Annotated in this window: 16 protein-coding genes; all 16 read right to left on the bottom strand. The window is 45.2% G+C overall.

The features are described from left to right. Positions 1-11 precede the first annotated feature (11 nt). Positions 12-1334 (bottom strand): flagellar protein export ATPase FliI, encoded by a 1323-nt coding sequence (gene fliI / locus VPNCDNU1_RS21580; RefSeq protein ID WP_104402260.1) that lies wholly within the window; start codon positions 1332-1334, stop codon positions 12-14. Then, positions 1334-2134: a flagellar assembly protein FliH gene (fliH, locus tag VPNCDNU1_RS21575; RefSeq protein ID WP_104402259.1), complete on the bottom strand. Its 801-nt coding sequence runs from the start codon at positions 2132-2134 to the stop codon at positions 1334-1336. Before fliH ends, fliI begins: the two co-directional genes overlap by 1 nt. A gap of 54 nt (positions 2135-2188) precedes the next feature. Beyond that, a complete protein-coding gene (gene fliG / locus VPNCDNU1_RS21570) occupies positions 2189-3241 on the bottom strand; it encodes a flagellar motor switch protein FliG (protein WP_104402258.1) in 1053 nt (350 codons plus the stop codon). Next, positions 3234-4973, bottom strand: a complete 1740-nt coding sequence (gene fliF / locus VPNCDNU1_RS21565) for a flagellar basal-body MS-ring/collar protein FliF (protein WP_104402257.1) — start codon at positions 4971-4973, stop codon at positions 3234-3236. The genes fliG and fliF overlap by 8 nt, the downstream gene beginning before the upstream one ends. 15 nt (positions 4974-4988) lie before the next feature. After that, a complete protein-coding gene (fliE, locus tag VPNCDNU1_RS21560; RefSeq protein ID WP_101112839.1) occupies positions 4989-5300 on the bottom strand; it encodes a flagellar hook-basal body complex protein FliE in 312 nt (103 codons plus the stop codon). A 100-nt stretch (positions 5301-5400) separates the two neighbouring features. Next, on the bottom strand, positions 5401-6816 hold the full coding sequence (locus tag VPNCDNU1_RS21555) for a sigma-54-dependent transcriptional regulator (protein ID WP_104402256.1): 1416 nt from the start codon (positions 6814-6816) through the stop codon (positions 5401-5403). Next, positions 6816-7856, bottom strand: a complete 1041-nt coding sequence (locus VPNCDNU1_RS21550; protein WP_104402255.1) for a sensor histidine kinase — start codon at positions 7854-7856, stop codon at positions 6816-6818. The genes VPNCDNU1_RS21555 and VPNCDNU1_RS21550 overlap by 1 nt, the downstream gene beginning before the upstream one ends. Positions 7857-7977: 121 nt before the next feature. Then, positions 7978-9450: a sigma-54 dependent transcriptional regulator gene (locus tag VPNCDNU1_RS21545; protein ID WP_104402254.1), complete on the bottom strand. Its 1473-nt coding sequence runs from the start codon at positions 9448-9450 to the stop codon at positions 7978-7980. Positions 9451-9686: 236 nt separating this feature from the next. After that, complete coding sequence (fliS, locus tag VPNCDNU1_RS21540; RefSeq protein WP_104402253.1) at positions 9687-10097, bottom strand: flagellar export chaperone FliS; 411 nt, start codon at positions 10095-10097, stop codon at positions 9687-9689. Positions 10098-10109: 12 nt separating this feature from the next. Beyond that, positions 10110-10415: a flagellar protein FliT gene (locus tag VPNCDNU1_RS21535; protein ID WP_104402252.1), complete on the bottom strand. Its 306-nt coding sequence runs from the start codon at positions 10413-10415 to the stop codon at positions 10110-10112. A gap of 3 nt (positions 10416-10418) precedes the next feature. Beyond that, the gene (fliD, locus tag VPNCDNU1_RS21530) at positions 10419-12293 is read right to left on the bottom strand and encodes a flagellar filament capping protein FliD (RefSeq protein WP_104402251.1); all 1875 of its coding nucleotides are present in this window, start codon (positions 12291-12293) and stop codon (positions 10419-10421) included. Positions 12294-12312: 19 nt separating this feature from the next. After that, positions 12313-12717: a flagellar protein FlaG gene (locus VPNCDNU1_RS21525; protein WP_104402250.1), complete on the bottom strand. Its 405-nt coding sequence runs from the start codon at positions 12715-12717 to the stop codon at positions 12313-12315. A 76-nt stretch (positions 12718-12793) separates the two neighbouring features. After that, entirely contained in the window at positions 12794-13927 is a 1134-nt protein-coding gene (locus VPNCDNU1_RS21520; protein WP_104402249.1) for a flagellin, read from the bottom strand. A 578-nt stretch (positions 13928-14505) separates the two neighbouring features. Beyond that, positions 14506-15636 carry a flagellin gene (locus VPNCDNU1_RS21515; RefSeq protein WP_104402248.1) on the bottom strand — a complete coding sequence of 377 codons (1131 nt, stop codon included), beginning with the start codon at positions 15634-15636 and terminating at the stop codon, positions 14506-14508. 171 nt (positions 15637-15807) lie between these two features. Then, on the bottom strand, positions 15808-16941 hold the full coding sequence (locus VPNCDNU1_RS21510; protein ID WP_104402247.1) for a flagellin: 1134 nt from the start codon (positions 16939-16941) through the stop codon (positions 15808-15810). 1088 nt (positions 16942-18029) lie between these two features. Further along, positions 18030-18971: flagellin (locus VPNCDNU1_RS21505; protein ID WP_104402246.1), on the bottom strand; the 942-nt coding region annotated here is incomplete at its 5' end.

Below are 18971 nucleotides of genomic sequence, written 5' to 3'. Positions count from 1 at the left end.
TTATTCCTCTCTTAAGATGGCTGCAATATACTGCGAAGCATATTCACGCACATTTCATATGGGACCGCTTCTCCCATACCTTGTTGTGCGTACTCATCCAATTTAGGTTTGAGAGTAAAAGCGGTATCAATCGCCGGATCTGTTCCTGGTTTGTATGCACCAATAGAAACAAGATCTTGGTTTTTTCGACAAACTGAAAGTACCTGACGGACGGCTCTCGCCATCATCATGTGTTCATCGGTCGTGATTTGAGGCATAACACGGCTAACGGATTTCTCTACGTCAATCGCAGGATAGTGACCAGCATCTGCCAGCTCACGTGACAACACGATGTGACCATCCAAAATGGCTCGCGAAGCATCTGCAATAGGGTCTTGCAAGTCATCCCCTTCCGTTAACACGGTGAAGAAGGCGGTAATCGAGCCCTGATTATCATCACCATTACCGGCACGCTCAACCAGCGCTGGTAACTTAGCGAACACCGATGGCGGATAGCCTTTAGTCGCTGGTGGCTCCCCTACCGAAAGGGCAATTTCACGCTGCGCTTGAGCAAAACGCGTTAATGAATCCATGAGCAAAAGAACATCTAACCCTTGATCGCGAAAGTACTCCGCAATGGTCAACGCCGTCTGACAACCTTTCAAACGCATAAGAGGTGAAGAATCGGCAGGAGCAGCAACAACGACCGAGCGTTGGCGCCCTTCTTTTCCTAAAATTTCTTCGATGAATTCTTTAACTTCGCGTCCACGCTCACCAATCAGTCCAACCACCACCACTTGTGCGGTTGTGCCTCTCGTCATCATACCGAGGGTGACCGATTTACCGACACCAGAACCAGCAAAGAGACCAATACGTTGACCTTTACCTACCGTCAACAATCCGTTTACTGCTTTCAACCCCACATCCAGCGGTTCTGAAATCGGCTTTCGTGCCAATGGGTTTATAGGTTGGCCATTGAATGAAGCTTTTTTCTCTGTGTAGATATCGCCTAAACCATCCAGCGGATTACCCACACCATCAATTACACGACCAAGTAACTCCATTCCAACCGATAAACCACTGTCAGTGGTGATTGGTGTAACCTTTGCTCCAGGTAGAACACCTGTAATTTGTTCACTCGGCATTAAATAAAGGCTTTCTCCTGAAAACCCAACCACTTCGGCTTCCATTTCTCCGCTGAGTGTTTCAACTTTACAAAGGCTACCGATGGGAGCTTTACAACCTGTAGCCTCAAGCGTTAAACCCACCACACGAACTAACTTGCCAGATGCAATTGCCTTCGTGGTTAAACCTTGGGTTTTATAATTGGAAAGTCTTTCTTCAAGAGCCAGCATTACACTTGCTCCTGATGCCGATTTGACCCGCAGAAGGATTGAATGACTGAACGGATTCGCTCTTCCATTTTAAAGCTCACACTCGATTCGCCCGCTTCAATATGCACATCTCCTCGATTCAGAGACGGTTCACTGGATAACGTCCAGCTACGATTATTAAGTTCTTCCTCGCCGTAAGACGAAAGAACGATGGCTAAATCCTCGGGATTAAGTTTTATGGTAATGGCATGACCTGCAATTGGCAGAGCCTCAACACTTTGGCGGACAGTATCTAATATCACTTGTGGGTTCATCTGCACTTCTACGTGAACCACTTCTTTCACCATGGTAAGAACCATGTCCACCAATTGCTTTTCAACCTGAGCATTCATTAGTTCAAGAGGTTGAGCAAACTGGCTTGCGAGCGTCATAAAGTGATTTACTTGTTCTTCAACGTAAGTTTGACCAGCTTCAAGACCTTCTTGCCTACCTTGCTCTGTGCCTTCTTGATGACCCGCAGTAAACCCTTCTTCCTTACCTTTTTCAAAGCCGTCTTGATACCCTTTTTCCTGTCCTGATGCCATGCCCTTTTGATAGGCAGCTTGTTTAATTTCTTCTATTTGTTCATCGGTCAGTTCAACCGGCTCTTCGGCTTCGGGCGTGTCAAAATTGGGGACCCAAGAAGGGTCGTATTTGAGGGCGGTATCTTTAGCGTTAGCATTGGCGTCACCTGTATAATCAGGCAACCCCCACGCTTCCGCTTTTTCAGCTATGTCATCTTCATCCGGTCGTAGAAAGCCGCGTTTACGTTCTAATGACATCACATTACCTATTTTTAATTGTTCAAGCTGCGCTCGCTAATGGAGCCCATGGGATTATAGGAATTCGTCTGCACCACCACCCAGCATGAGCTCGCCATTGTCGGCAAGACGTCGGGCAATCGCCAGAATTTCTTTTTGAGCCGCTTCCACATCGGAAACTTTTACCGGAGCCATCGCTTCCATGTCGTCGCGCATCATCTCTGCAGCACGCTTCGACATGTTCTTGAATACTTTCTCGCGAAGACCATCGTCGGCACCTTTGAGCGCCCGTTGTAAAACATCTTGTGGAATATCACGCAGCAATTTTTGAATGCCAGCGTCGTCCACTTCCATCAAGTTTTCGAACACGAACATCAGATCTTGAATCTGAGTAGCCATGTCTTCATCTTGTTCGCGAATTTGATCCATCAAGATGCCTTCGACACTGTTATCCATGAAGTTCATGATTTCAGCGGCGGCCTTAGTACCACCAATCTTGGCAGCTTGCGCACCAGCTTGACCCGCGAACTGTTTCTCCATGATTTCGTTTAGTTCTGCCAATGCAGACGGTTGAACTTCTTCTAAGTTGGCGATACGCATAACCAAGTCGAGGCGATCACGTTCAGCAAACTGCGACAGTATCTCCGCGGATTGGTCGGCTTCCAGATAAGAAAGTACAATAGTTTGAATTTGCGGGTGCTCGTTCACTATGATGCTCGCAACTTGGCGAGGATCCATCCACTTAAGGGAATCCAGGCCTTTCGAGCCGGTACCTAACAAGATTTGGTCAACAAGGTTGTTCGCTTTGTCTTCACCTAATGCAGCAACTAAGGCATTTCGCATAAAGTCTTCGCTGCCCATACCTATGTTGGTGTATTTCTGGATATCTTCCAGAAACGCACGGTGTACAACACTAACTTTATCGGAGTTAAGGTCGGCTGCCCTCGCCATGGCACTACCCACTCTTTGAACTTGCTTAGGTTCTAAGTGACGAATAATGCCAGCAGCATCCGATTCATTTAGGCTCAAAAGCAATATCGCGGCACGTTCCTCTCCAGGAATCGACTCAATATCGATTTCCGAACCTTTTTCACCGCCATCTTCTGTTTTTGCAACGTCGTTAGCCATCTTCTGACACCCAATTCTTCACTACTTGTGCCGCGAGCTCTGGTTCGTTTGCAACCAGTGCGCGCACCGCTTTTAATACATCTTCGTCTTTGTGTAGGTTAGGCAAATCAATACCTGAACCAAATTCAAAGGCATCGCCAGCATCGATATCGCTACCAATTAAGCTCGTATCGCCATCCGCCGAAAGTGGAAGACCATCGGCCCCGAATTCTGAATCTTCGTCCTCTTCCGAGTGAGGGTTGATAAGTTTCTTCATCGCTGGGCGAACCAAAATCAAGATGATTGCGATGATAACCAGCGCACTTGCCAACCAGCGAATCCAGTCGTTGAAGTTCGGGTGTTCCCAAATTGGCACATCCAACATGATTTCAGCTTCTGGTTCTGCAAACTTAACACTCAGTACATTTAGTAAATCACCGCGTGTTTCGTTAAACCCAACAGCACCTATCAGTACACTTCGAATCGCATCAATCTCAGCTTGTGCTAACGGCTGGTATGTAACATCACCCGTTTCCGCATTAACGCTCGGTTTATGACGAATAGCAACCGACACCGTTTGGCGATTTACGGTGCCTGTTTGCCTACGCTCATGGCTAATAGTGGTATCCAACTCAAAATTTCGAGTAGCTTCTTTGTGAACAGAACCTTGACCAAGTAGAGAGCCATCTTTCATCTGTTTGACATCTTGAGGGATAGACGCATCCGCTGGCGGTTGGTTTGAAAGCGCACCTGGTACACCAGCAACCACATTTCCGTTGTTGTAATCTTCCAACGTATATTCACTGCGTGTAGAGGGGGTATTGGGATCAAATCGTTTGCGAGTTTGCTCCACTGCACTAAAGTCGAGCTCAATGTCTACTTGAGAGGTGTAATTCCCAATACCCAAAATAGGGATAAGAACCGAATCGATTTTTTCTCGTAAAGCTTGTTCTTGCTTGCGCTCTAGCTCATGTTCTTTTCGGCGAGCTGTTGCCATTGGGTCTTGCGACCCCGAACTAAGCAATCGACCATGCTGATCCGTCACGGTTACTCGTGTCGGTTTCATACCGGGCACGGCACTGGACACCATATCGACAATGGAATCCACTTCTTCTTGCTTCAAAGAGTTTGTAGAACCAAGCGTCAAAAATACGGTAGCTGACGCTTCTTGATTATGGCGAACAAAGACGCTTTGTTTAGGTAAGGCGAGTAAAACCTGTGCCTTGCGAACTTGTCGCATTTGTTCGATAGCTTTACCAAGCTGTCTTTCTCGGCTGAGTTTTAAACGCTCTTGCTCTAAGCGCTGGGAAACACCAAACCCCATATCCTGAAGAAGAATATCATCACCCGCGGGATCGGGTTGATTCAAACCCGCACGAGTCATGTTGAGTTTAATGTTGCTGTATTCACTCACTGGAACACGGATCGTATTCCCTTCGAGGTTATAGTCAATTTTCTGTTGATCAAGGTAGTCAAGAACGGGGATCAGTTCTTCTGTCTCATAAGTGCCTAGCGGACGTAACTCAGGTTCACGCACCCAAAAGAACACCATGACGATAAGCGCTACACATATTGAAATAGCAACAACCAAAACCACCTGACGCAATAGGTCTAGATCACCCATTGACATATCAAACTTCGAGGAGCTTTGCTCATCTAAGTCTAGGTTTTGACTCTCGTTATCCAGGTCACTTCCTACTGCTACTGCACCGCCATCGGATACCGCGAGATCTGTTGATTTGTCTTCAGCCACTTGTCACTACCTGTTTTATACTGGCATGTTCATCAGCTCTTTATAAGCTTCTACCAGTTTATTTCTTACTTGAATCGTCGCGTCAAAAGCCACACTAGATTTGTTTCGAGCAATCATTACATCAGACAAGGATACGTTAGGGTCGCCTTGGTCAAAACGAGTTGCTAGCTCTCCTGACTGCTTCTGTAACGCATTGACGTTATTTATGGCGTTATCCAATAGCGCACCAAAATCAGAGGAAACCTGCTGTCCTGTAGCGGGTTTAGTGGAGTTTGTCGCCTCAAGCATCATCGCTTGCATTTCCTGATTCATTCCACCAATTTTCATTGCTCACCTCTGTCGTCAATATTCTGACTTGTTATTGCGTTCTATTCTTTGACGTTGCAATTAGTATGCCACTAACCAGTGAGCGCAAGTATGCCGCTTATCAGTTAGGGATATCAATACCCGAATCACGCATTTTTGCTAACTTGTAGCGCAAGGTTCTTGGGCTAATGCCTAGCTTTTCAGCCATCTCTTTTCTTCGTCCATTACATTCTGCCAAAGTATCCAAAATAATAGCGTATTCCTGCTCTCTTAGCTCAGAACCTAGACCATCGGCAGAAGCTCCCATTGTTTTTGTGATCTCATTATCGGGTTCAGCAATAGGTTTAACGGAAGGTATGGCCACATCACCCGATTCAACAACGGCTTGTAAGCTATTCGCATCCTCCCAATCAACACCTTCAAGTAGAATATGGTCGGAACCGATGTCACCTTGTTCGCTTAATATTAACGCTCGCTGGATAACGTTATCGAGCTCACGAACGTTACCTGGCCAAGGGTATGAAACTAACTTTTGCAAAGCAGTCGCCGAAACATTAGGAACAGGCAGCCCTAGCTTTTTACAATGGCGCTCCGCCAAATGTTTGGCGAGCGGCTCAATGTCGCCCTGACGCTGACACAGTGGAGGCCAAGCAATTGGGAATACATTCAAGCGGTAATACAAATCTTCTCGGAAATTGCCTTGAGCAACGTATTGTTTCAAATCACGGTTACTGGTTGCTAACACACGTACATCTAGTTTAATACTTTTGCGACTGCCTAAACGTTCGACCTCGCGCTCTTGTAATACGCGGAGCAGTTTGGCTTGTAGGTTTAAGTCCATTTCGCTGATTTCATCAAGCAGAATGGTGCCGCCTTGAGCTTGTTCAAATTTCCCAGGGCAAGCCTGAACAGCGCCAGTAAACGCCCCTTTCTCATAACCAAACAGTGTGGCTTCCAACATGTTATCGGGAATAGCTGCACAGTTGATGGCGACAAAAGGACCATCACTTCGCTGGGATGCATTGTGTATGTACCGAGACATGACTTCTTTGCCAGAACCACTTGGTCCGAGCACCATGACATTAGCATCCGTTCTCGCTACCTTATCCGCAAGAGCAAGCAATTTGAGGCTCTTCTCATCAGCAACGACTGCATCACCTTCATCATCACTTTTTACCGGGGCATAACGGCTTACCATGTTGAGCAACACTTCTGGCGCAAATGGTTTAGCCATGTAGTCAATGGCCCCTTCTTTCATGGCAGCAACTGCATCTTCAATATTGGCGTACGCCGTCATCAACAATACTGGTAGGTTCGGCCAATGCTGTTTAATGCTCCTCAGTAGTGCAAGCCCACCCATTCCAGCCATTTGAACATCTGAAATAACGATATCGACTTCTTCTGACTTCAGAATGATCAAAGCTTGTTCTGCGCAATCCGCCTCAACCCATTCGTAACCTGCTAAAGCAAGGGTGTCGACAAGAGCTTCACGTAGACCTTCATCATCTTCAACTATTAATACTTTGCTTTGAGCCATCATTCTTCTCCAGAGTTTGTCGTTGCAAGGGGCAGACAGACAGTGAAACAAGCACCGTCTCCCGGCTCTGAAATCAGTTCTAACCTTCCTTCATGGGCACGACATACCATTTGAACAACGGCGAGCCCTAAACCCGTTCCTTGAGAACGCGTGGTAAAGAAAGGTTCCATAATTTTTTGCTGTAACTCAGGTGGGACACCAGGGCCGCTATCCTGAATCGAAATTTTTAATTCGTTATTTACTGCGCGGAAATAGACATCTATTTGTGCCCCTTTTCCTGAAATTTGTATTGCATTGATTACAAGGTTGCTTAATGCCGAAGCCACTGCATTGGCGTTGCCCATCAACATCGCATCAGGGTTTTCCAATTCGAGATGGTAATCAATCGAACTGGTTTTAATTGCGGTTTCCACCATGGGTTGAAATTCGGTGCGCAAGTCTTCAGCGGTAAATGGCTTGACAACTTTGTTGTCTCCCCCTTTGGCAAACAAAAGCATGTCGTTCACTTGCTTTTCGAGATCGTGTAATCGATCAACCAGTTTGGTTTGAAAACGTTCTCGTGTGGGAGCTGGTAAATTGGGGGCGCCTAAGTTGGAAGCATAAAGCATAGCGCTAGAAAGTGGCGTGCGTACTTGGTGTGCTAAAGATGCAACCATTCTTCCTAAAGAGGACAACCGCTGCAAATCACCAACACGCGCTTGTAAAAGCCGAGTTTCGGTTAAGTCGGTAATCAATATTAGCTGCCCTGTTTGAGACGCTGAAATGGCAAGACGTACCTTACGACCATTTCGAAGCGATATTTCATGCCCATCATCTTCTCGAGGAGCGAACGCAGCCTGAATAACTTCAAACCACTTCTGACCCACTAGAGGGACTTCAAGCAATTTTTCTGCTTCAGGGTTTGCTTCGTAAACACTGCCTTGAGTATCAAGCAAAATCACCCCAGCTGGCATCACATCCAAAACTTGTTTGTAACGCGCAACCTGATCTTCTAAGGTTCCTAGCGCTGAGGTACTTTCTTGAATTTCTGATGGTGTCATGACAGGTTTCCGACTAAAAACAACAATAGCCTGTAATGCACAATGCATGCCAGGCTATTTATCATTAAAAATCAAAATGTTACGTCGTCGCATTAGTGTCAATTGATTGACAAAAATGCGCTCAGCGGTTGAGATTATACTTACGCATTTTCTCGACTAGGGTCGTACGACGCATTCCTAGCATATCCGCAGCTCGCGCAACGACACCACCTTGAGCCTCTAATGCTTGGCTGATCATATTCACTTCAACGTCTGCCAAAAGCTCTTTCAAGTTAACACCTTCTGGGGGTAATTCCTGAGGACTGTTGGCGTTGTCTTCCATATCGAGCGCGCTTTCTTCAAAATTGAAATCTTCCGAAAAGATGTCAGAAAGTGCATCACGCTCTTGTTCTTCAATGGATTGGCTTGAACCAAGATTCTCCGGTTGAAACTCTGGAATGTCACTGTAGCGATATTTGGTGGGAAGATGATTGACATCCACCAAGCTGTTTGGAAACAGAATAACCATGCGCTCAACTAAATTGGCAAGCTCACGGACATTACCGGGCCAATCATGTTCCATCATGGAGTTGATCGCTCGTGGAGTGAAGCATATCGGCATGCCACCTTCCGCTTCCATTCGAGTTAGCAATTCTTTTAACAGTAGTGGAATGTCTTCTTTGCGATCCTTTAGAGCAGGCATATCGATAGGAAAAACATTCAATCGATAGAATAAGTCTTCACGGAATTTTTCAGCTTCAATCATTTTTTCAAGGTTGCGGTGCGTTGCAGCAACAACTCGAACATCCGCTTTGATTGTATTGTTGCCACCAACACGCTCAAAATTACGCTCTTGAAGCACTCGAAGCAATTTCACCTGCATTGGCATTGGCATGTCGCCAATTTCATCAAGGAAAAGTGTACCGCCTTCAGCTAGCTCGAAACGCCCTTTACGTGCAGTAATTGCCCCCGTAAACGCACCTTTCTCATGGCCAAACAATTCACTTTCCAACAACTCAGGTGGAATTGCGCCACAGTTAATTGGAACAAATGGACCATTTCGACGCGGGGAGTGATAGTGGATGTTTCTCGCCACCACTTCTTTACCCGTACCAGACTCGCCAAGAATAAGTACATTGGCCTCGGTTGCGGATACTTGTTCGATCAAGTGGCGAACATCTCGTATGCCTTGACTTTGACCTACCAAACTTCTGAAAAGCGTGTTTTTACGGCTTGCAGACGGCAGTGGTCCCCCTTTACGCCCAAGAAATTCTTGGCAGTGTCGCAACGCGTCACTGAGCTGAGGGTAATTCAAAGGCTGTTCAAGCTCGCCAACATAATGTGGAAAGTCGTCCACAGAAATGGTGTTAGTGCTTAATATAAGAAGTGGGATATGGTTGGATTGTTTCAGTATCTTAGTAAGAGGCGCTGTCTGCGATTTATGGTTTATGGAGCCTAAAATGCATCCAGCCCATGTCGCGGTCCAATCAATGCTGTCGATTTCATCGGTACTGATGACTTCACAGTGCTCACCGATAAACTCAAGAATTATGCTTAAATTATGTTTAACCTGCTGATCATCTTCAATAACCAACAATTGTGCCAAGCCTTGCATAGAAATAAGTGTTTGCCTTTAGATTCTAATCATTATCGTACATACCTAAGCCCTGCAACTTTGTTTCATTTACGAATTAAGTGTGCAAATTCATGGGCATTAAGAGAGCAGCAAAAACAAAAAAGCCATTAAAAGAGTAGGCTCTAATAATGACTCTATTCTATGCGATAAAAAAAATAAGGCAACCAAGCACTTTGCGGATGTGAGTTTTGTTCTAAAACATCTTAAATCCGTGATTACTGACCTATTTCTGCAGAGGTTAAGTTATGAAACTCTGCTGGAATCTGATCCCACGCCGATTTGATCTCACGAATGATATCAACCACGTCGTCGATCGGCTTTGGTTCATTACTTTGATTCGCTACAGTGATTTGCGTAATCATAAATTCATATAGCTGATCTAGGTTTTTAGCAATATCACCACCGTCATCCATAGACAAGCAAGATCTGAGTGCGATAACAATGTCTAACGCTTTACCTAAACGCTCACCTTTTGTTGCTATATTTCCCTGCTGCATTGCAGCCTTACCTTGAATCAGGCGCTCAATTGCACCAGCCATCAGCATTTGAATAATCTTATGCGGAGAGGCCGCAGACAGTTGACTGTCTACTGAAACCTTTTTGTAAGCCTGTAAAGAACCTCGCATGGTAATCCTCTCTTATAGAAACTTCTTATAAAGCTGAACAGACTTGTTTCCGTGTCGGTACTTTTTCAAGTGATCAGCAATTTTATTGGTATTCGCCTGCATCAGTAACACAATTTTCTGTGTTCTTTCCACTGCTTGTTGCCACTCTTCTTTATTGACGAGGTCAGGCGATTTTTCAAACTCTTGCAAAGCACTTTGCAACAACTGTTCTCTTTTATCGACCGCAGCAACAATTTCTTCAGCAATTATTTCATCTTTTTCCAAAAAAGATACAAGCTGCTGATCCAGATCGCTTAGGTCTGTCAATATATTGGACATACATTAACCAAATGCATTCATCATGCCAGAAAGTTGCGCTTGCATCTTACTGGTGGCTTCCTGCATAGCAGAAAACTTATCATGTGTTCTTTGTTCGAGGCTGTCCATTCGGCGATCTAAGTTAACCTGCTGATCGTTTAAACGGTAGTTCTGCTCATACAGGCTCTTCTCTCGCGTACTAATAGAACCGGTGACACCTGTCATTGAATGTATGGCATCTTCTACTTTTTTTGCAAATCCATCATTCCCACCAAAGAACTCACCAAGCTTGGTGAAGTTTTTATTGAGTTGGCGGTCAAGCATGTCATAGTTCACTTCAAGTGTACCTTGACGCGTCGTCGTAATGCCAAACTCCGTCAGCGTTCGTATATCTTCTGGTGCGTCTTTGATCGCGGTGGTAAATACCGTTTTTAAACGCGACTCTGCACCACGGACAATACTGTCGCCAGAAAGGGGACCTGCAACACCAGAGGCAGGATCTGCCCCAGAGAGTTCCTTGCTGAGCTTATAGAACTGGTTGTATGAATCGACAAATGTCAGGATGTCATTTCTTACGCGCTCTCTATCGTAGTCTATTCCGATTTCAGTTTGTTTCTTGGAGTCTGATACGCCTTTTAACGTCAAGTCGACGCCATCTATCGCGTTCTCAATAACATTGTTATCACTACTGACCTGCGCAATGCCATCCAAGATTACGAGAGAATCTTGACCTTCTTGCAATTCATTCATACCGCCGTAACCATCAAATGCTTTTTGGGCAGCTTCAATTCTTGCTAACGCATCTTTAATGTCTTGATCGTGCTGAGCTTTCGCATTTTCCATCAACATGGCGTCACGTTCTTTCACCGTGACATAAGAATCTGTCAGTGTCCCTGATGCCGTTGGCGACCAACCAGGAATATCAGACGACTTCTCGCGTGCTTTGTCATCAAGCCCGTCGGTTCCGGGCTCGTAAGAGCTAAGTAGTGTACCTGACGCCGCTTCAGAGAAACCGGGAATGGTGTCTTCCGGTTTAGGCGGCTTTTGCTCTACGCCATCAATAATGACGGGCTCTTCAATTCCCGGTAAATTGACAACGTATACAGGCAGTGCACCGTCAGGATTGATCGGTTTGCCTTCGAGGGCTTCTTCGATTTCCTTTGGTGAATATTTATTCTCCAGAACGGCAACATCTTGCCCATCTGCAGTTAAAACTGGCGAAGTTTGTAATTTGAGGAGTGCCGCTTGCGCTTCTTCCAGGTCTTTCATCCTGTCTTCTAGCGTTTTATATTCAAGCGCTTCCAAGGGGTTGTTTGGGTCAGCAGAGTTTGCTGAAACGTAGACTTGGTTTTCTACACCCGTTTTTTCTGAAGCTAAAATAATGCGCTGACCATCAACATCGTTGATGATGGCAGCGCGAACACCAGGATTGCCGGGAGCTGCATTGATGCCTTTAACAACATCAATGAGCTTGGCATTTTGCTTTACTTCAACAGTAAAATCCCTGTTTCCTAAACGGATCTGCAGCTCACCAGCCCCATAGCGAGTTTTCTCACCCACAATGTTAGAACCCAACTTATGGTTCTGAGCAAGCTGCACCACATCGACAGCATATTTGCCTGCGATTGCGTCCGTTGTGGCTGTAGCTGAAACTACTTCTTCATCGGATGACTCCACCGAACGTACGGCGAAAGCCTTATCCTGACGAAACTGAGCCATCAGTGCTTTCATAGAATCCAGTGATTCCCTGAGTCGACCATAGGCGCTGATATTGGTCTCAACTTTGGTGCGCTCATTATCGATCCGTTGCTGCTTTGGAAGCCGCTCCGAATCCACAATTTTGCTCACCATAGAGTTGATGTCCATACCAGACATTCCACCCATTGGGTTTACACTCATTCTCTCACCTTCAAACCTATTACACCTTTTCCACGATTAACCCGGAGGAATTGGCGGCTAGGCGCCTTAATATTTCGAGCATTTCTTCGCTCGGTATCTGTTTGATGATATCGCCAGTATCCACATCGAATACTGTGACAACTCGTCTCCCAGACTCGTCATCGAATTTGAACGACAATCCTTTATTGAGTGAAGAGATAAAATCATTGACTTCATCAATCCGCTTTTCTAACTCATCTGCATTAATCTTAGTACGCTCTTCAGCGAATGATTGTGCGGAATCGTTTTGAATCGCTTCTTTAGGATCCTCATTCTCTGCTCTTTTTAGCGCATTAGCACTGGATACATCCTCAGCTGTAGAAGCAATCTTTGTGCCACTACCATAAGAAGGCTGGGAAATCGATGTGTAGGATGATATGTCCATAACGATCTCACCTCCACCTTGATAGCTTACAAAAGGTTGCCCTTATGCACGCTTCTTACACAGAAGTATACCAGATTTAACCCAACAAACTCAGTGCCGCGGATGGTGACTGTTTTGCTTGAGCGAGGATAGATGTACTCGCCTGCTCAAGGATCTGAGACTTCGTCAATTGAGTCGTCTCTTTAGCAAAATCAGTGTCGCGTATGCGACTCATCGATGCGTTCACGTTTTCGTTAATGCTATCCAAGTTACTGATAGCGTGGTCAAATCGGCTTTGGAATGCACCAAGCTCTGCGCGCTTACTGTCGACACTTGTTAATGCACCGTCTATGACGGCTACGGCTTGTTGAGAACCAGCAACCGTTGTTACGTCAATATCATTAACCGCAACATCAGCACTTGCTCCCATGCTCAGTTCTCCAGCTAACCCGCCGCTGAACGTCACATCGCCATCTATTTTTTGGTTGTGGGCAAACACACCCAACTCACCATTGTCGCCTACGTAAGCTTTTAGGTAATCCTGCTGACCATTGATGTAAGTTGCAACTTCTTCAATATCGTCGCCGGTCAAAGCGTTGATAGTGATGTTTTGCGCGTTACCCTCTGTGTCCGTAAACGCAAAGGTCATGTCAGTAGCTCCGCTGTCCACTACCCAGTTGCCGTCTTTCGCATTCACAGCTGTGTAGTTTTTTCCAGCCATACTTTCATGGTCGGAACGGACGTTACCCATTTTCAACAATACAGCTTCACCGGAACTGGCACCTATCTGAAAAGATTGAGTACCATATGTACCGTTCAGCAGCTTATTGCCACCAAATGAAGTCGTTTCTGCAATACGATTTAACTCATCGTTTAGAGCACCCACTTCTTCCTGAATCGCAATCCGCTCTGAGCGGCTGTTAGAACCGTTAGACGATTGAAGTGCAAGGTCTCTCATGCGTTGAAGGATGTTAGTACTTTCCTTCATCGCCCCTTCCGCCGTTTGAGCTATCGATATCCCGTCGTTTGCATTTCGCACTGCCACGTCTAAACCGCGACTTTGTGAATCCAATCGATTCGATATTTGTAACCCAGCGGCATCATCTCTCGCGCTATTTACACGGTATCCCGATGATAAACGCTCCATTGATCTGTTCATGTCGGAAGCAGCGTTATTCAGGTTACGCTGAGCCGTCATAGCAGACACATTAGTGTTTACTGATATTGTCATATTAGATCTCCTTTGACATTAAGGATGATGGCGTCGCGTCTCTCACCTCGCTAAACCATCTCATTTCTCGCATTCCTTTTAACGGCCGAACCATTAAGTTCTTTAGGGGAAAAACGCATTTTTTTTATTATTTTTTAATAGGTAAAGCGAGGGTTTTGAATAACCGCATGACGATCAGTAAGTTAGATAGGAGTGTTGTTTTTTTAAAAGCTCAACGGATCCAAAAAGAATACAAGTTAGCGCTTATAGTACCGAGTGTTAACGTTCTATTTATTTACTCTAAAGCTCCTGAAGAGCACGTCAGAGCGTGTAATCCACAATCTATTATGCAATCCCGACTTAAAGTAACTTCACATCAATAAGAGCACCTAGAGAGCTTGTATATTTGAATTCCATACGATTAGTAGAAATCAGCGACTAGAAAGACGTTTTGTTATCCAAAACTTTTGTTATCCAAAGCTTTTGTTATCCAAAATTAAGGTTGCTTGGATTGGGTATTACCTAATATTGAAAGGTATTGAATCTAAAGGGGATAAACTCAGAAGAATTTCTCTGGATGGGGTGAGCAATTTAAAAAATTAATGCAGTAGATTTGTTGCTGCAGAAGGCATTTGATTGGCTTGTGCGATGATCGCGTTTGAAGCTTGTTGCAAAATTTTCGATTTTGTTAGGCTAGTAGCTTCTTTTGCGAAATCGGCATCTCTAAGTTGCCCCTTGGAATCATTTACATTAATGCTCATGTTTCCTAGGTTAGAGATACCACTTTCGAATCGATTATGAATTGCTCCCAGCTGGCCACGCTGGCTATCGACATAGGTCAATGACGCATCAAGCACCGCTATTGCTTGCTGTGCGCCGCCTACCGTACTGATGTTGAGAGAATCGACGGTAAGTTGACCCTGTTTCGATAGTGCAAGTTCTGAGGCAAGACTGCCACTAAACGTAAGATCAGATTTTACATCATGATTTGGAGCAAACAGTTGCAATTGCCCATTTTCATTCACTGAAGCACTGATCTCGTTCGTTTGTCCGTTAATGTATGTCGCTAACTCTTCGATGTTGTCACCGGATTTAGCCACAATTTGCAAATTAACGGGTTGGTTTGCGACATCCTGAAACTGGATATTTAATTCATTGCTTGAGTCGGTAACTATCCAGTCGCTGTCTTTTCCATTCTGTGCTTCGTAGCTGTCTCCTCCCATACGCTCACTATCTGTGCGCATGTCCGTCAGTGATACCATAATGGCGTCAGTATTAGGTCCTATATGAAACGATTTGGTTCCATACGTACCGTTAATCAGTTTCTCACCACCAAAGCTGGTTGTTTCAGCAATTCGATTTAGTTCGTCATTGAGAGAGGACACTTCGTATTGCAGTGCCTGACGATCGTCATCGCTGTAGTTTCCGTTGGCAGATTGAATGGATAAATCTCGCATTCTCAACATAATATTGGTTGCTTCGTCTAACGACCCTTCAGCCGTTTCAACAATGGACAACCCATCATTTGCATTTCGAATTGCTACATCTATCCCGCGAGTTTGTACATGGAGTCTATTTGAGATCTGCAGACCAGCTGCGTCATCTTTTGCTGTGTTGATTCTCGTACCTGAAGATAAGCGTTCCAGTGATGTATTTGCATCGCTCATAACACCTTTTAATTGGTGTCTGGTTGCCATTGCCGATACGTTGGTGTTAACCGTTAATGCCACTGAAAGCTCCTGAAAATCTTTGAGTCCGTAGAATATCCACTTCAAGCAATGTTCTTGCTTGGGCACGGGATTGACGATTTAAATCAGTAACGGTAAACCGTCGTTATCCCTGTGGAGTGCCAGGTGGTTGCAACACAATCAACCACCTAGTCCGCCCTTAAACTTCGAGTACTAGCCCAACAGCATTAACGCTGAATTTGGAGATTGCTTTGCTTGAGCGAGTACCGAGGTTGATGCTTGTTGCAGAATCTGAGACTTAGTCATTGCTGTTGTTTCTTTCGCAAAGTCTGTGTCTTTGATTCGGCTTTGAGACGCGTTAACGTTCTCGTTGATGTTGTCCAAGTTACTGATTGCATGGTCGAATCGGTTCTGGAATGCACCCAGTTCAGCTCGGTGGCTATCAACATATTGAAGCGCAGCATCCACTACCGCTACTGATTGCTGAGAACCAGATACAGTGGTTACGTCGATATCGCTAACCGTTGTTGCCTGAGCAGCTCCCATGGCTAATTCACCACCAAGCGCACCACCAAACGTTACTGCACCGTCTACTTTGTTGTTGTCTGCAAAGACTTGAAGCACACCGTCATCACCTACCGACGCTTTAACTGCATCAGTCTGACCGTTGATGAACGTCGCTACTTCTTCAATGTCATCACCTGTTTTCGCGGTAATGGTTAGGTTCTGAGCCGCACCATCTTTGTCGGTAAATGCGATGGTTAAGTCTGCAGCGGTAGCATCTACTGTCCAATCAGCTGCTTTAGCATTTGCTGCTTGGTAGCTTTGACCACCCATGCTGGTTGTGTCAGAACGCATGCTCTTAAGACCCAGCATTACTGCTTCACCACTGTCTGCACCGATTTGGAACGAAGCGTTACCAAACGTACCGTTTAGAAGCTTGTTACCACCGAATGATGTGGTTTCAGCAATACGGTTAAGTTCGTCGTCCAATGCTGTGATCTCTTCCTGAATCGCTACTCGGTCGTCCTTACTGTTCGAACCGTTGGCAGATTGCAAAGATAGGTCACGCATACGCTGCAGGATGTTAGTGGTTTCTTTCATCGCACCTTCGGCTGTCTGTGCAATAGAGATACCGTCGTTGGCATTTCGTACTGCAACATCCAAACCGCGGCTTTGAACGTTTAAGCGGTTAGAGATTTGCAGACCCGCTGCATCATCTTTAGCGCTATTGATTTTGTAACCAGATGATAGACGTTCCATTGATGTATTAATGTCACTAGCTGCGTTGCCTAAGTGACGCTGTGCTGTCATCGCTGATACGTTAGTGTTTACTGTCATACTCATGGTGTTTCTCCCATTGATTTTCCGTTAAGGGCGGTTTCCGACGTCTCGGAAAACCAATTAGTTCTCTCAAAGTCATAAACTGTATCGACTTACTATTTATTTTCTTTAGCTATTTTTGATTAAAAATTTAATTAATGGCAATTTAATATTATTAAGTCATTGAAATTCATATTTAAATATATTTAAAAGTTATTTTGTTTTAAATACAACAAGTTATAATGTTATAAAATACATTATAATTCCATTTAACCTAGATACAATTAACCCCTACCAGAACGGCAGTATGAAGATATGGGGATACACAGGTATTACATAATACCTATTCAGAAAACTAACGTTTTAGATACGCCTAAACAAACAGAAATTAGAAGAACTAACACCGAGAATAAATGTAGGAATTCAGAGAATACATCGATGCTCTAGCGTCCAGTAAATTACTGACGAGGCACCCGTACTCTACAATTCTGAATCACCACCCAACTCTTGGATAGATCACTTCTAATGAAACGAATTCGATATAGGTAAGTGTTGAATAAATGCATGAACTATAAGGTTTCTTCAGTACATTTCACTCTGCCAATATTTTCCCTCGTGACCTAGTTATTGCGTTTTAGGTTGATAGAGCGCCGTGTAATCATCCAGATATCGTGATTGCACCGATCTAGATTCGCTTATCGCGTCTAGATAGATCCATCCCACTTTCCTGTTATATTAAAAAGCAAATCAACCTGAGCATTGTTTAGCTAATCGTATCTGTCTCCTTAGTTTCTGGTTAATGATTTCAAGCACCTTATTGAATTGCTTGAACTTTCAGAGCGATATCGTTTAAAACCTTAATATCGCTTTAAACCTTTTTGCTGTTACGACTGTTCAATCAGAACAGCAAACTGGTCTATGCCGCGCGAGATCTCTATCGTGGGATCTCATGTGCCTTTAGGTGGTCGTTTTCAATTGGTTTGGAACCGATTGTGTTGCTCTTCTACCCATTTTTTCTCAATGCTTCTCGTGGTCTGTCTCACCACCTCTCTAGAAAGAGAGAGGCGGGAAGGAACGTCATGGGCAGGCGCTCCTCCCCGCGAGAGAGTCGATTAACCCAGCAAGCTCATCGCTGCATTCGGCGCTTGTTTCGCTTGTGCCAATATCGATGTTGAAGCTTGTTGTAAGATCTGAGCTTTCGTCATTGAGGTCGTTTCTGAAGCGAAGTCGGTATCTTTGATACGGCTCTTCGAGGCATTCACGTTCTCATTGATGTTGTCTAAGTTGCTGATTGCATGACCAAATCGGTTCTGGAAGGCACCCAGCTCTGCTCGGTGGCTGTCTACGTATTTCAATGCCGCATCCACTATCGCGACCGATTCTTGTGCGCCCGCTACCGATGTCACGTCTATGGTGTCGACTGTTACGCTGTTTGCCGCTCCCATCGCCAGCTCCCCTGCTAGGGCACCGCCGAAGGTTACATCGCCAACCACTTTGTTGTTCCCTGCGAAGACTTGCAGTGTTCCACCTTCACCCACCGACGCTTTCACTAAGTCAGTTTGACCGTTGATGTACGTCGCCAGCTCTTCAATATCATCGCCACCTTTGGCATTGATGTTCAGCACCTGAGCGTCGCCAAAACTGTCGGTCAATGAAATGGTCAGATCCGTCGCGGCGTCTGGCACCGTCCAATCTTTGTCTTTGCCATTCGCTGCCTGGTAGCTGTTACCCCCCATTAGGGCGTTGTCGCTTCGCATGTCTTTTAGGGTAAGCATGACCGCTTCACCGTTATCGGCACCTATCTGGAATGCGGCTGTGCCGTACGTTCCGTTAAGTAGGCGGTTACCACCGAACGAGGTGGTTTCTGCGATACGGTTCAACTCATCATTCAATGCGGTAACTTCCTCTTGGATCGCCACGCGCTCAGATTTTGAGTTCGAGCCATTGGCAGATTGCAGGGATAAGTCACGCATACGTTGAAGGATGTTGGTGGTTTCATTCATCGCACCTTCGGCGGTTTGAGCGATGGAAATACCGTCGTTGGCATTTCGCAC

This window comes from Vibrio penaeicida (genome assembly GCF_002933855.1).
GTDB lineage: Bacteria > Pseudomonadota > Gammaproteobacteria > Enterobacterales > Vibrionaceae > Vibrio > Vibrio penaeicida_A.
Note: the sequence above shows the minus strand (reverse complement) of the source record. Positions and strands in the feature narration are given on the sequence as shown.

What these genes read in the sequence shown, in the direction of transcription:
- fliI (WP_104402260.1), bottom strand. Translation starts at nt 1,334, where the DNA reads ATGCTGGCTCTTGAAGAAAGACTTTCCAATTATAAAACCCAAGGTTTA.
- fliH (WP_104402259.1), bottom strand. Translation starts at nt 2,134, where the DNA reads ATGTCATTAGAACGTAAACGCGGCTTTCTACGACCGGATGAAGATGAC.
- fliG (WP_104402258.1), bottom strand. Translation starts at nt 3,241, where the DNA reads ATGGCTAACGACGTTGCAAAAACAGAAGATGGCGGTGAAAAAGGTTCG.
- fliE (WP_101112839.1), bottom strand. Translation starts at nt 5,300, where the DNA reads ATGAAAATTGGTGGAATGAATCAGGAAATGCAAGCGATGATGCTTGAG.
- VPNCDNU1_RS21555 (WP_104402256.1), bottom strand. Translation starts at nt 6,816, where the DNA reads ATGGCTCAAAGCAAAGTATTAATAGTTGAAGATGATGAAGGTCTACGT.
- VPNCDNU1_RS21550 (WP_104402255.1), bottom strand. Translation starts at nt 7,856, where the DNA reads ATGACACCATCAGAAATTCAAGAAAGTACCTCAGCGCTAGGAACCTTA.
- VPNCDNU1_RS21545 (WP_104402254.1), bottom strand. Translation starts at nt 9,450, where the DNA reads ATGCAAGGCTTGGCACAATTGTTGGTTATTGAAGATGATCAGCAGGTT.
- fliS (WP_104402253.1), bottom strand. Translation starts at nt 10,097, where the DNA reads ATGCGAGGTTCTTTACAGGCTTACAAAAAGGTTTCAGTAGACAGTCAA.
- VPNCDNU1_RS21535 (WP_104402252.1), bottom strand. Translation starts at nt 10,415, where the DNA reads ATGTCCAATATATTGACAGACCTAAGCGATCTGGATCAGCAGCTTGTA.
- fliD (WP_104402251.1), bottom strand. Translation starts at nt 12,293, where the DNA reads ATGAGTGTAAACCCAATGGGTGGAATGTCTGGTATGGACATCAACTCT.
- VPNCDNU1_RS21525 (WP_104402250.1), bottom strand. Translation starts at nt 12,717, where the DNA reads ATGGACATATCATCCTACACATCGATTTCCCAGCCTTCTTATGGTAGT.
- VPNCDNU1_RS21520 (WP_104402249.1), bottom strand. Translation starts at nt 13,927, where the DNA reads ATGACAATATCAGTAAACACTAATGTGTCTGCTATGACGGCTCAGCGT.
- VPNCDNU1_RS21510 (WP_104402247.1), bottom strand. Translation starts at nt 16,941, where the DNA reads ATGAGTATGACAGTAAACACTAACGTATCAGCGATGACAGCACAGCGT.